The following is a 14,517-nucleotide window of genomic DNA, read 5'->3' as shown; positions in this document are numbered from 1 at the left end:
TATGAAAGGGAATATTTTTGACAACCTAGTATATCGGATGATCTGCCATAAACCAGAACAATATAATATGATTATTGCTTAAAGGAATAGGTCAAAAACTATAATTAACAATTTACGCATACAATATTAAAATAGATAATCAAACTTAACATGAAAAATACATTAGACATCACTCCTTTAAAATCTTGGTTGGACACAGGAGACAAACCTTTAATTATCGCAGGTCCTTGTAGTGCTGAAACAGAAGAGCAGCTGGTATCGACAGCACATTTGTTGGCAAATACCGGAAAAGTAAATATTTTACGTGCTGGTATCTGGAAGCCACGTACTCGTCCGGGAGAATTTGAAGGTATCGGTTCAATTGGTTTGGAGTGGTTGAAAAGAGCGAAAGAAGAAACAGGTTTATTAACAGCTACTGAAGTTGCTACTGCAAAACACGTGGAAGAAGCTTTGGCTGCTGGTGTGGATGTACTATGGGTAGGTGCACGTTCAACTGCCAATCCATTTACCGTGCAAGAAATTGCTGATGCTTTACAAGGTGTAGATATTCCAGTATTTGTTAAAAACCCTGTAAACCCAGATTTATCGTTGTGGATCGGTGCATTGGAACGTATCAACCGTGCTGGAATCAAAAAATTAGGTGCTATTCATAGAGGTTTCTCTTCTTACGAGAAAACAGCATTCCGTAATGAACCGATGTGGGATTTAGCGATTCAGTTAAAAACTGCTTGTCCTAATCTACCGATTATCAACGACCCAAGTCACATTTGTGGAAACCGCGAATTGTTACCATACATCGCACAAAAAGCAATGGATATGGATATGCAAGGATTGATTATCGAATCACATATTGATCCATCTGTCGCTTGGACTGACGCAAAACAACAAGTAACGCCAGCTGCATTGGCCGAGTTGATCGACCACTTGACGTTACGTAAAGCAGCTTCTGACAATCCTTCATTCGAAGATAAATTAGCAGAATTGCGTAGCAACATCGACAAATTAGATGATTTGATCATCCAAAAAATTGGTGAACGCATGAAAATAGCTGAGAAAATCGGGGAATACAAACGCGATAACAACGTGACAATTTTGCAAGTTAACCGTTGGGATGAAATTGTTCAAAAACGCACAAAATTAGCGGAAGCGCTTTCTTTGGGTAGCGAATTTGCGACGAAATTCCTGGAATTAATTCACAACGAATCTATCCGCAAACAAAATGCGGTCATGAATACTCAGGAGCAACCAACAGCAGAAGCATAATGAATCAACAAGTCATCACGCTGACGCATCCTTCAAAAAAGATACAGGGCACGGTCCAACTCACAGGTTCAAAATCTGAGAGCAACCGTGCTCTTATTATCCAATCGTTAAGTAAAGGACAAGTTGAAATAGCCAACCTCTCTGAGGCTGCAGATACAGTTACCCTAAACCGCGTATTGCAAATCGCATCAGAACCGCAACCCGGTTATAATACGATTGACATAGGTCCTGCGGGAACGGCAATGCGCTTCCTTACAGCTTACCTCAACCTTGTTAAAGGCAATTTCATCCTGACGGGGACAGAGCGTATGCAACAGCGTCCAATCGGAATATTGGTTGATGCCATGAAAGAAATTGGCGCCGAAATCCATTATGAAAAAAAGGCAGGGTACCCTCCTTTGAAGATTGAAGGTGGATTATTTCAAGGAAAAGACCGTGTTAAGATCAAAGGAAATATCAGCAGTCAATACATATCGGCCTTGCTATTAATTGCTCCGGCATTAAAAAAGGGACTTACGTTAGAGATTGAAGGCGAATTAACTTCCAGACCTTATGTATCCATGACCTTAGATATGCTTAAAAGTGTCGGGATCCAACATGAATGGACGGAGAATGCGATTAAAATTGCACCGCAAGAATTCGAAAAGCAAACCATATATGTCGAGCCAGATTGGAGCGCAGCATCCTACTGGTATGCTATTGTAGCACTAGCCGACGCAACTGCATCGATTGTATTGCCCGGACTAAGACAACATAGTTTACAGGGCGATATTGCCATCACAGACATTATGGAGCATTTTGGTGTTTATTCGAGCTTTGAATCGGATGGATTGCATTTAAATAAAAAAGAAATCAATTCAGACAAAACGTTGTTCGACTTTAAAGAATGTCCTGATCTCGCGCAAACAGTAGTCGTTGTCGCAGCAGCTTTAAAACGTGATGTTTCCTTTACAGGTCTAGAAACCTTAAAGATTAAGGAGACCGACCGTATCGCTGCGTTACAGACCGAAATCGCAAAGTTCGGTGCTGAATTGATCGAAGATGGTGATACTTATCACCTGAAAACAGCACAGGTATATCAGCCTGAAGATGTGACCTTCGACACTTACGAGGATCACCGTATGGCGATGGCATTTGCGCCGCTGGCTTTAGTTTTTGACCAAATCAAGATTGCTGAACCTCAAGTTGTAGAAAAATCATATCCTGATTTTTGGAAACATTTACAAGCGCAAGCTTTTGTAATTGACTAACATATTAAAAACAGGGATTAACATTAACATTAATCTCTGTTTTATTATTCAATCTCCCAGATAGCCTTTAGCCTGGGACAGAAAATTGTGATGTAATCTATTAGGCCATATACGAGTTACAGATCCATAAATTTGTAGTCAGTCTGGTGCTTTAGAATTGCATTTAAAGGCAAATTTATCTAAGTTTATTGAAATTTAATTTTTATGGCAGGAAATTCATTTGGCGATTTATTCAGAATTAGCACTTTTGGCGAATCACACGGCAAAGCTATAGGTGTAATTATTGATGGTTGCCCTTCAAATATAACAATAGACGAGGAATTTATCCAGTCTGAGCTCGATAAACGTAAACCAGGTCAATCTAAGATCACGACACAAAGAAAAGAAAGTGATACCGCACAGATTTTATCTGGCGTATTCGAGGGGAAATCAACGGGAACACCAATAGCAATTGTTATTCCAAATGAAGACCAGCGTTCGAAAGATTACACACATATCAAAGATATCTTCAGACCTTCCCATGCTGATTTCACCTATCAGATGAAATATGGTATCCGTGACTATCGAGGTGGTGGACGGTCTTCGGCGAGGGAAACCGCTGCCCGTGTTGCTGCAGGTGCAGTAGCAAAAAGCTTCCTGAATCAATTTGGCATAGAAATCTTTGCCCACGTTTCGGGGGTAGGCACCATCGAGGCACCAAATGTAGATACCAAAGATCTAAAAGCTTTGCTTGAATTACGGGAAGCTAACATTGCACGTTGTGCAGATCCAGCAACAGCAAATGAAATGGTTGAGTTTATCGACTCGGTCAGAAAAGCGGGTGACACGGTTGGCGGACGTATTTCGGCTGTCATCAGACATGTCCCTGTTGGTTTAGGCGACCCGGTCTTTGATAAGCTCCATGCAGACCTTGCAAAAGCAATGATGAGCATCAATGCTGTACATGGTTTTGAATATGGTTCAGGTTTTGCAGGTTCGGAGTTGCGAGGTTCCGAACATAATGATATATTTGTAGCAGATGACCATGATTTAAATCGAGTGCACACACATACCAACTTCTCTGGAGGGATTCAGGGAGGGATTTCAAATGGTATGGATATTACTTTTAAAGTAGCATTTAAGCCTGTTGCCACTATCATGAGAGATCAAGAAACAGTGGATATCCATGGCAACCCTGCTATTGCAAGTGGCAAGGGAAGACATGACCCTTGTGTTGTTTCGAGAGCAGTAATTATTGTGGAAGCTATGGCAGCACTTGTAATCGCGGATCATCTACTTAAAAATCAAAGTTACAAACATGCTGCAAGATAATTATGTCGTAGGTGTTGATATTGGAGGCACACATATTTCTGCCTGTATCATTGACACAAAACAATGGAATATATACTTAGAAAACGTGGCCAGAAACCACGTTTTTTCTCAAGGAGATGCTAAAACGATTTTACAAACCTGGGAATCAGCTATACGCGATATCATCGCCACTTCTCCTGCTCCAATTCAGTTCATCGGCATTGCTATGCCGGGCCCCTTTGATTACGAAAATGGAATATCTAAAATACAGGGACAAAGCAAGTACGACAATCTTTACAATAAAGATGTCAAAACTCTTTTAGCTGAAGAATTGGGACTTTCGCCTACGTCTATTCACTTTATCAATGACGCAGCAGCCTTCCTACAAGGTGAAATATTCGTACAGAACTTGCAAACAAACAACCGGATATTAGGAATTACGTTGGGTACTGGACTTGGATCTGCGGTATGGAATAAAGGTGAGAAGGCCTTTGATGCCGCCCTATGGAACAGCCCTTATGAAGATTGTATTTTCGAAGAATTTCTTGTCACACGGTGGTTCGTCAAACGTTTCAAAGAAGTAGCAGGAAAAGATGTTACGGGACTTAAGGAGATTTTAGATAATCATCGGGAAACTGAGGAATTTCAAGTCATCAAAGATGAGTATGCTAAACATCTCTTTGATTTTATGCAGTTCTTCGCAGAGAAACATTCTTCTGAAATATTTATAATCGGTGGCAATATCGCTAAGGCGCTACCTATTTTCATTGGTGACCGAAAAGAATTTGAAAGATTTCAAATTTACACCGCAATACTTGGTGAAAAAGCAGCTATGATTGGTGCTGCGAGTATATTCAATTAAGAAAAGAATCATCCCACCCGTTGGAATATTTAGCTTAGTCAAGCAAAAAAGTATCCATCTATTAAAACATAGATGGATATTTTTCTGGATTAGCTTCATGCATAATTGCATACACTGTCTCGACAACATCGTCAGAAGATGGCTTCGAGAAATAATCCCCGTCGGAACCATATGGTGGGCGATGTGCTTTTGCAGTCAGTGTTCTCGGCTGACTATCCAATAGATAGTAGCCATTTTGTTTCTCTAAGATCTCTTGTAAGATGAAAGCTGAAGCCCCACCAGGTACATCCTCATCTACAATAAGTAGTTTATTTGTTTTCTTCAGCGATTCGGCGCAAAGTTTTCCTTTGTCAAAAGGCTGCAATGTCTGTGCATCAATAATTTCGATGAATATCCCCAAGCGCTCCAGTTCCACAGCCGCTTCTTCAACAACACGTAACGTTGAACCATAGGATACTACAGTAATATCGCTTCCCTCTTTAACACATTCGGCATAACCGATTGGTACCGTAAATTCACCGACGTTTTCTGGTAGACGCTCTTTTAGACGATACCCATTCAGACATTCGACAACAATAGCCGGTTCGTCAGAGCGGAACAACGTATTATACATGCCTGCTGCCTGTGTCATATTACGCGGCACACATACATGCAAACCTCTCAAGGATCCTAAAATTACCGACATAGGTGAGCCCGAATGCCATATACCTTCCAATCGATGGCCACGTGTACGAATAATTAATGGTGCTTTCTGACCAGCAAAGGTGCGGTAACTTAAACTTGCCAAATCATCACTTGCTACCGTAATTCCATAGATTAGGTAATCCAGGTATTGGATCTCAGCAATTGGACGAAGTCCACGGATTGCCAAACCCAATCCTTTTCCTATAATTGAATTCTCCCGAATACCGGTATCAAACACGCGATGCACACCAAGCTTTTCTTGTAAACCTGCAAAACCTTGATTCACATCTCCAATCTTACCGACATCCTCTCCAAATGCTAATAGTCTTTCGTCACGTCTAAAGTTCTCTTCAAAACATAGATTCAAAACCTCACGTCCATCGACCACTTTAGCTTCTTCACTATAGACTGCAGGTACGACCGTCACATGAGCAGGTGAATCTACACCATCTGTAAATAATTTCGAATTATAACGTTTCTCATTCAGTTCCTGCTTCTCTTTATACCAATTTAACAATTGCTGGCGCCCATCACTATGCTGACCTTTAAGCTCGTGCAATACCTTGCGAACCTGGCCGTAAACCTCTTTCAAAGAAGGCTCAACCATCGATTGTAATTTCTTTGACGCAAAATCAGCCCGCTCATTTGGAATACCCTGAAGTAAATCAATGGCTTCCCTAGCTTCAATACTCAACGTTTTAATATAATCGGCCCAAGCCCGTTTTTGTTCTTGACGAACATGGTCTTTGGCATGTTGATCCAATTGATCCAATTCCTCTATGGTAGCAATACCAGAACTTAAGATCCATTCTTTCATTTTCGCTAGACAATCGAAGTCAGTTTCCCATTGTAATCTATCTTGCGATTTATACCGTTCGTGTGAACCTGAAGAAGAATGTCCTTGAGGCTGCGTCAATTCGGTCACATGAATCAAACATGGAATATGTTTCTCGCGCGCAATATGGGCAGCCTGTTCGTACGTTTCACATAAACCCGCATAATCCCATCCTCTCACTTTGAATATCTCAATTCCGTTTGTCAGTTCTTCCTTCTGAAAACCTTTGAGGACTTCTGAGATATCTCCCTTTGTTGTCTGAATTTCATTGGGCACAGATATCCCATATCCATCATCCCAAATAGAAATCACTGTTGGAATCTGGTGAACACCTACGGCATTAATAACTTCAAAAAATACACCTTCAGAAGTCGCTGCATTTCCGATAGTGCAGAATGCAACTTCATTTCCTCTATTTGAAAAATAAGATAGGTAGTCTAAATTTCTATTCTGCTTATACAACTTAGAAGCCAAGCCCAAGCCCAGCAATCTTGCCATCTGACCACCGGTGGTCGAAATATCTGAAAACGAGTTTTTCTGAACCATTTGATCCAACCAGTTCCCTTGGTCGTCCACAACACGAGTCGAAAAATGGCAGTTCATTTGCCTTCCTGCAGAAGAAGGATCTGCCTCGACATCGGGATGGGCATATAATTGAGAGAAAAAATGGTAGACATCACTGATGCCAGAAGCAAATATAAATGTTTGGTCACGGTAATATCCCGACCGCCAGTCCCCATTTCTGAAAACTTTAGCCATCGCGATTTGTGCCAATTCTTTTCCATCGCCAAAAATACCAAACTTAGCCTTACCTGTAAGCACTTCTTTACGTCCCAATAAACTCACGTAACGACTTTCTAAGGCAGTTCGATAATCATTCACAATAATCTTTTTGAACTCGTCAAAGCTCAAAGTGGAAATAGATTCATTGTTTTGGTCAAATGCAGTATCAAACATATTCTTTTTTGTTTCAACAAATTTAACAAAAATATTATTCTATATAATTGGTGTTTATCAAATAAATTGATAATCAATAACTCAGATTTGAAATAGAATATTCTAATTTCTCAAATTAGTACTTTTTGACAAAAAATCCTAATTTTTACAGATTTTTAATTCCTATAAGCAGGCAAAAACACCATTGTCCTTTTAAATTTTTATTTTTGGGTTTTACATTCATTATTTTGAATTTTTCAGCACTTAAACTCGATAAAATCCTTGTCGCTAATCTTGAAAAACAAAAGCTTTCTTCGCTTACACCTATTCAAGAAATAGCTATCCCTGCCATTTTGGATGGTAGAGACTGTTTGGCGATTGCCCCAACCGGCACGGGTAAAACGGAGGCTTTCGCCATCCCTATTATTCAGCGCTTACGAACCAAGATTACCGCAGACCACTTATCGGTCCTTATACTCCTTCCTACACGGGAACTCTGTATACAGACCAAACAGCGCATATCAGGCCTTATCGATGGTATGGATTTGACTATCGCTAGTTTCTATGGTGGGGGAACTTATGAAAGTCAACTTGAAGTTTATCCGAAAGCCCAGATGATCCTCGCTACTCCAGGACGCTTGTTGGATTTTATTGAACAAGGTATTATCGATCTAAAAACGATAGATACATTGGTGATCGACGAATTCGATCAATTGTTGGATCTCGGTTTCACGAAAGAACTCAATAAAATTATCGGCACATTGCCCGCTGAGAGACAAACCATTTTCAGTTCGGCAACGAAAACCCTTGAAATCGAAAAAATTGTTCGAAAGAGATTAAGTAACCCTGTCGAGATCAACCTAGAAGCAAAGACCAAAAAAGGCCAAATAGAAGAATCTGTACTCTATGTCGATAAAAATGATAAAAAGAATCTTCTCCGTTATCTCCTTGAGAACCGTGTCTCGTGGCAGGTAATTGTTTTCACGCGAACAGTTCATGCAGTAGAACGGATCGCAACAGATCTAGATCGACACGGCATTTCTTGCTCGGCATTATATGGCGATAAATCACAGCAAAAACGAGAAGAGATTATTGATAAGTTCAGACAAAAAGAGATACGTGTATTAATTGCGACGGACCTCTTGGCTCGAGGTGTAGATTTTCCAGACCTAGAGGCTATCATAAACTACGAGATTCCGGATAGCCCTGAGCTCTATACGCATCGAATTGGGCGAACAGGCCGTTCGGAAGCGACGGGAAAGGCGTTTACCTTTTGCGATGCAGAGGACAATGAAAAGTGGATAAAATTACAGTTATCCTTAAAACGGCAAATTAAAATTGATGATCAACATTCTTATTTATTGAGCTGGGAGAAAATGCTTTCCAGTAGCCAAAACAATCAACGAAAAGGTGCCTCGAAATCTAGAAAACGTCGTTAATTAATAAATATTCTTTTACTTTTACCAGCAAATCAAAAAATCACAATCCGAGATGAATACAATACATTTATTTGACGATAGCAACAATGCGAATGATAATCGATTGGGAGACCTTGAAAAAACGATTATAATAAATAGCCTGATGGAAGTTCCCTTTGAAGAGCGGAATGAAGAGTGGCGTGATATATTTCTGGCTAATATTGCTGAATGTACCTTAAAATTAGCAGAAACAGAAGTGGTTGTTGGGCCTGACGGATTTCCCTATTTTCAACTTGAAAGTGTTCCGAAGGATCAGAACTTTCAGGCTTTTGTCATTAAAAATCGGCTAAAGGATTTCGTGTTGCCAAAAGGTTTTGGTATTGCTATCAATACACAAAATGAAAACCCAGATTGGGTATTCACCTATGGCGACTTAGTTAACTACTTTTTAAACGGAGAGTTTTATACAGATGATAGTGTTTTCTCTAAGAAAAATGAACAGACGATTATCGGCAAAGATGAAGAAATATTAGTGGGGCAACCTGCCGAGACAATTCTTCCACAGGCTGTCCGCACCCAATTACGTGAATTTTTGGATTATTATGGCGTAAAGAACACAAAGGTTATGCTCCTAGCCCGTAATTATAAAGATGAAGAAAATGCTTCACAAGATTTGGCATTCAATATCGTTGCAAATCAATTCAGGACTGAAAAAGAATTTACCAATATCATGGAAGCAATAGGCTGGTTTCTTCCCAGACATTATTCCTATATCGGATTGGATGAATTTGCAGTAGACAATGGTTTTATGCCACTGTAAAAAAACAGAAACTAAATATATACAAACATAATTAACCCATGTTTCCATTTAACGTAAGAGTGTACGGAATATTGATCAATGAAAATCAAGAGGTATTGATCAGCGACGAAAGAACGGAAAATGTTTCATTTACCAAATTCCCTGGTGGGGGCTTAGAATACGGGGAAGGCTTATTGGATGCTTTGATCCGGGAGTATCAGGAAGAATGTGACTTTGACATTGCTGTGGTTAAACATATTTATACCACAGACTTTTATGAGAAATCAAGCTTTAACGATAGCCAAATCATATCGATTTACTATCAGGTAAAGAATACCTCAGCTATTCAGATCAGAACGACTACCAAAGCTTTTGATTTCGATCCTGATCAGAGACCTGAAGATAATAAGCTCCAATCTTTTCGATGGGTACCAATTGAATCGGTTTTAACGGCAGATTTGACCTTCAAAACAGATCAAATCGCCTGGGAAGAATTCTTAAAAACAGTCAAATAATAATAATTTTTCAATTTTCATCATTTTTATTTGTATTTAAAAAATAAAGACATATCTTTACGTAAACCAATGGAAATACTTGATTTTTTTAAAGTATTGACCTTAATAATTACATTTTATTATTTATTTGACATCTCGCATGTGACGAGGAATAAAAGTAGAGAAGCGTGGGATGGATACATACATTGGTTTATTGAATTTGTAAATTCCTAGTCCTATAGGTTTTTTAATAGTTAGTGTGATTTTATGGCGATACTCCCCGTATCGCCTTATTTATTTGACACTCGTTTTCCAGCCCCTATTTGAATCCCATATAAGAAGCAAAACAAAGATTTTTGTGTAGAACATCAACATTTTTAAAGCCAACTTGTGTCAATAAGTTTAGTTGATAGATCAGCGATCTTGGTGTATCCTCGTGTTCGATATAGTCAAAAACATGATCACGATACTGCTCATCCTTAAGGTTAGTTAAGTATTCACCATATTTTTCCCTGTAAATTAATTTTTGAAGCTGTTCATTATTTTGCTCAATCAAATCAAAAATCCACAGACTTCCTCCGGTTCTTAATAAGCGGAACAGCTTGCTAAACGCATTTTCCCAATCTTTATCATCTCGAAGATGATGTAAAACAGATGTTGCGATAATGACATCAAATTTGTTTTCCTCTAAAGCTGCGGCACGAAAGTCGCCTTTAATCAACTGAATTTCTCCCTTGGTTAATTTTCCAACGCGTTCCCTTGCTCTATTTAACATTGGCTGGCTCAGGTCCAACAGACTAACATTTGGATTAGACTCCAATTTTTGCAATAGTTTTACGTCGTAATTGCCAGCTCCGCATCCAATGTCCAATATATTTTGAGCGTTTGGATAAAGACTGACAATGGCATCCGTAATAAGCTCCATGTTCCATACCGCATCCAATGTGGTTGCTTGACCTGTTTCTAAATTTGAGAACCGCTCGACATCGTTGTCAAACCGTGTTTCAATCTCTTGTAGCGTCGCTTTGTTCATCTGTAAATTGTTTATTCTCTAAAGTTCAGATAGATTCCCCCGCACAGCAGTATCTTAAACTGTCTGATCGGCGGTATTTCATCCATTAATTTTTAATAATTTAAAGGTAGGACTAACTGGAATTCATTAAAAATATTTATTTTGTCATCAATTCATACCAAAAAAGTATCGATGGAAATCCGACATCTCATTTATTTCAAAACAGTAGCCGAAGAGCTTCATTTTGGCCGAGCAGCAGAACGCTTATTTATGTCCCAGCCCCCATTAAGCCGGCAGATTAAAGATCTAGAAGACGAATTAGGTGTTATTCTTTTCTTCCGAACCAACAAACGCGTCGAGCTAACGGAAGCAGGTAAATACTTTTTGGAGGAGGTTGTGGAGATCCTACAAAATATCGAACACAGCAAAACGATCACCAAACAGATCCACAACAATATCTCAGGAGAATTCAAACTGGGCTATATTAGTTCGACACCTAAGAAAATGCTTGCTACGGTATTAAAGCAAATTCAATTGAAATTTCCATACTTAAGAGTTAGTCTTTTCGAAACATCGACGCAGAAACAAAAATTAGCACTCGAAAACGGAAAATTGGATCTGGGTATTATGCGTGCTCCAATTTATTCAAGTGAATTGCTTACCACTCCCCTTTTCGAAGACCCTATGGTTATTGTAGGTCATTCACAGGTGAAATTTAATGCGATCAACTTTTTTAATGAAAGTTTCATTTCTTTCAATCAGAAATACGCATCGGAATATCACCGACTTGTTATTAATACCTGTAACCGCATGGGATTCGAACCCAAAATTGTACATCAGAGCAATTCGATGTCTTCCATCCTTGAGTTGGTGTCACAAGGCTTGGGCATGGCAGTCGTCCCTGCGTCCACTATCAAACAATACCCGCATTTAAACCTAAAAATCATGAAGCTTGAGGATATGGATAGCAAAACAGAAGTGATCCTGGTCTCTAATATAAAAAGTAAAAACAGTGCATTAGGCGAATTTATAGCCTGTATCCAGAAAGAGTATCTTGATTTTAATGCGTCCTAAAGTGGCATCGATTGAAATTCCAGTATAAAAAAACGGAGTCAGCATGTTGCTGACTCCGTTTTTTTATGGGTTGAAGAGCGATATTACCTCTTCTCAAATTTATACGCTAAAGTTGCCATAAAACTACGCGGTGGAATCGGATTCACACTATAGTTTTCATGGATATAATAGTTAAACGCGTTGGTGATATTGGATAATTTACCCAAAATACTCCAGTTTTTATAAGCATAACCAGCGGAGAAATCTATGGTTGTAAATGGACTAACGGAGATCAGACGATTAAGACCATCGCGTACGTTGATCTTTGTATTATTCCAACCTGCATTACGTCTACCTGTATAAAATGCGGAAAAACCTAACTTCAGCCCCTTAACAGCCCCGTTTTGAATGGTATAAAACACGGTTCCATTAGCCGTATGTGCTGTAGTTCCTACCAAACGTACATTTTCTTCGTTTCCAGAGATTTCAGTCACTTTCTCCTTACCATCAACGATGGTTGTATAACTTGAAATTGGATTGGTTTCGGTATAACGCATATAATTATAGGAATAACCGGCGATAACATTCAATCCTGGAAGTAAAGTTCCGGTAACATCAACTTCCAATCCGCTTGAAGCCGTCTTTCCAGAAAATTCTTTCATATTTGCATCGCTATTGCTTGTTCCACCCGGGAGTACCAATAATTGTTGGGCAAAGCGATTGTTATTAATTCTATACCAGGCAACATTTGCGGATAACCTACCATTGAAAAAGTCATTTTTCACACCTGCTTCGTACTGATCGATGATGGAGGGAGCCAAGGGTTGATAATTTACATCGTATCCCGAATTCGATGTAAAGTTATTTGCATAAGTAACATAGACACTTGATGAGCGGATCGGCTGATAGATCAATCCAAATTTAGGTGACCATGCTTTGTCCACTTTTGCGCCGATCGGATTTTTCTGACCATCTAGATTAATAATCTCTTCCGATTGATTCGTCGCATAAGTATACTTTTCCGAATTCGGTGTACGCTGATACGTATAGCGAATCCCAGCCAATACTTTAAATTGTTCAGTAACTTCTATTAAGTCCTGAAAAAAAGCACCATAACGGAAGATATCCGTTGTTGTTTTGGTCAATAAATCCGCTTGTGGCATATCTGTTCGAAGTCCATTTCCCGAAACCAAATGCTGCGCAGTTTGTGAGGGATTAAAGACATAAATAGAATCGTATACACCGCCCACATTTTTAGATGCATCAATTTTATAGGCATACGCATTTGAATGCGATTGATCGGCATCTGCTCCCACCAGGATCTTATGCTTGATGGATCCTGTTTTTACAGTTCCCGTTAGATTCAATTGCTGGTTGGCCGTAAACTCATTTGATTTGGATCGGGTTAAACTCCGCGGAGCAATTCCATTTTTATTCGCTTGAATCCGATCTGATCCATAATAATCACGATCGTACGTTTGGTAACTTGCTATTGCGTTTAAATTCCATGAATCATTAAACTTATGGTTCAAATTGATCTGGCCGTTTGAGGTATTTGTTCTGTTGAAAGCAAAAGGCACATTCATAAAAGTGTTTCTGCCAACTTCATTGTTCAACTTTCCATCCACGGTCCCCATTCCAAAGTCTGGAGTAAAATCACTTTTTAAGTAATCGAATGTAAAGTTGAGATCAGTTTTATCAGATATTTTATATAAAACAGAAGGATTTACATAAGTACGTTTTGATGTGACTTGATCCCTAAAGCTACCCGCTTTTTCATAAGTTCCGATAACGCGGAATGCAACCTTATTGGAAATTGGACCATACACATCCACTGTTGGTTTATAGAAGTCATAACTTCCTACGCGCATTGAAGCCTCGCCTCCATAATAAAATTTAGGCTTTTTCGTAACCAGATTTACAACGGCCCCACCAGATACACCGCCATATAACAAAGCAGAACTTCCTTTTAAAATCTCTACAGATTCCAAGGTGCTCGCCTCAATCGAACCTCCATTGTTGGTTCGCGCACCATTTTTAAATATATTATTCCCGCCTAAGCTATAGCCCCTTGCGTAAAAATTTTCGTTGACCCCACCGCGATTCGCTCCCATAGCGACACCGTTTGCATTTTTTAGCGCATCACTCAGGCGATTAACCTGTTGATCTGCAATAACCTGTTCGTTTATAATTTGTACACTCTGCGGCAAATCCCGATCAATAATACCTGCTTTACCGACATTAACTGTTTTACTGTTATGCGAGTTGTAGCCCACCACTTCCACTTGTTCCAATTGAGATTCAGAAATATTCAAAGAAACATTAATGGCTGTCGCCTTTCCATTTTTAACCTCGATGGTACGCTCCTCAGCTCCATTTCCGATACTTTTAATCCGAATAGTATAGGTTCCATCTGGAAGATTAGAAAAATGGAAGCTTCCATCACCGGAAGTCGAAGTAGACCTACCTAAAGAAACTATGGTTACTGTTGCCGATTCAATTGGTGCACCATCTTTGGTTTTAACACGGCCATGTATCCCCTTACTTTGCGCCGATGCATCCAAATGAATTGCTCCTACCAATCCCAGACTTAAAACAAGTCCCAGAAAAGTTCTTTTCAT

At 39.4% G+C, this 14,517-nt stretch carries 11 protein-coding genes; 8 read left to right on the top strand and 3 right to left on the bottom strand.

Annotation, left to right across the window (positions count from 1 at the left end; all coding sequences use genetic code 11):
* Positions 1-150 precede the first annotated feature (150 nt).
* The 4 genes from L1283_RS16075 (at position 151) to L1283_RS16060 (ending at position 4,665) form a co-directional block, all read left to right on the top strand.
* Positions 151-1,263 (top strand): chorismate mutase, encoded by a 1,113-nt coding sequence (locus L1283_RS16075; RefSeq protein WP_046671824.1) that lies wholly within the window; start codon positions 151-153, stop codon positions 1,261-1,263.
* Positions 1,263-2,513, top strand: coding sequence for a 3-phosphoshikimate 1-carboxyvinyltransferase (gene aroA, locus L1283_RS16070; RefSeq protein WP_145328702.1), 1,251 nt, complete (start codon positions 1,263-1,265; stop codon positions 2,511-2,513). The genes L1283_RS16075 and aroA overlap by 1 nt, the downstream gene beginning before the upstream one ends.
* Before the next feature lie 204 nt (positions 2,514-2,717).
* Entirely contained in the window at positions 2,718-3,824 is a 1,107-nt protein-coding gene (gene aroC / locus L1283_RS16065) for a chorismate synthase (RefSeq protein WP_075993987.1), read from the top strand.
* Positions 3,811-4,665 carry an ROK family protein gene (locus tag L1283_RS16060; RefSeq protein ID WP_145328704.1) on the top strand — a complete coding sequence of 285 codons (855 nt, stop codon included), beginning with the start codon at positions 3,811-3,813 and terminating at the stop codon, positions 4,663-4,665. The genes aroC and L1283_RS16060 overlap by 14 nt, the downstream gene beginning before the upstream one ends.
* Positions 4,666-4,726: 61 nt before the next feature.
* On the opposite strand, the gene L1283_RS16055 is transcribed toward L1283_RS16060, so the two are convergent.
* Positions 4,727-7,141, bottom strand: coding sequence for an alpha-ketoacid dehydrogenase subunit alpha/beta (locus L1283_RS16055; protein ID WP_088162773.1), 2,415 nt, complete (start codon positions 7,139-7,141; stop codon positions 4,727-4,729).
* A gap of 227 nt (positions 7,142-7,368) precedes the next feature.
* Between L1283_RS16055 and L1283_RS16050 the strand changes: the two genes are divergently transcribed.
* The 3 genes from L1283_RS16050 to L1283_RS16040 are packed head-to-tail and all read left to right on the top strand — an operon-like array spanning position 7,369 to position 9,852.
* Complete coding sequence (locus L1283_RS16050) at positions 7,369-8,559, top strand: DEAD/DEAH box helicase (RefSeq protein ID WP_429626333.1); 1,191 nt, start codon at positions 7,369-7,371, stop codon at positions 8,557-8,559.
* Between the two features lie 52 nt (positions 8,560-8,611).
* A complete protein-coding gene (locus tag L1283_RS16045; RefSeq protein WP_088162775.1) occupies positions 8,612-9,358 on the top strand; it encodes a hypothetical protein in 747 nt (248 codons plus the stop codon).
* Positions 9,359-9,396: 38 nt separating this feature from the next.
* A complete protein-coding gene (locus L1283_RS16040) occupies positions 9,397-9,852 on the top strand; it encodes an NUDIX domain-containing protein (RefSeq protein WP_075993991.1) in 456 nt (151 codons plus the stop codon).
* 298 nt (positions 9,853-10,150) lie between these two features.
* Here L1283_RS16040 and L1283_RS16035 read toward each other — a convergent pair whose 3' ends face one another.
* Positions 10,151-10,864, bottom strand: a complete 714-nt coding sequence (locus L1283_RS16035; protein ID WP_075993992.1) for a class I SAM-dependent methyltransferase — start codon at positions 10,862-10,864, stop codon at positions 10,151-10,153.
* A gap of 141 nt (positions 10,865-11,005) precedes the next feature.
* Here L1283_RS16035 and L1283_RS16030 point away from each other — a divergent pair, with 141 nt between their 5' ends.
* Positions 11,006-11,917: a LysR family transcriptional regulator gene (locus tag L1283_RS16030; RefSeq protein ID WP_232475603.1), complete on the top strand. Its 912-nt coding sequence runs from the start codon at positions 11,006-11,008 to the stop codon at positions 11,915-11,917.
* Between the two features lie 83 nt (positions 11,918-12,000).
* On the opposite strand, the gene L1283_RS16025 is transcribed toward L1283_RS16030, so the two are convergent.
* The gene (locus L1283_RS16025; protein ID WP_088162777.1) at positions 12,001-14,517 is read right to left on the bottom strand and encodes a TonB-dependent receptor; all 2,517 of its coding nucleotides are present in this window, start codon (positions 14,515-14,517) and stop codon (positions 12,001-12,003) included.

Origin of the sequence: Sphingobacterium sp. HSC-15S19 (genome assembly GCF_050433745.1) — a bacterium.
In the GTDB taxonomy this organism is placed as follows: Bacteria; Bacteroidota; Bacteroidia; order Sphingobacteriales; family Sphingobacteriaceae; genus Sphingobacterium; species Sphingobacterium siyangense.
The sequence above is the reverse complement of the archived record's forward strand: the minus strand, read 5'-3'. Positions and strand labels throughout refer to the sequence as shown.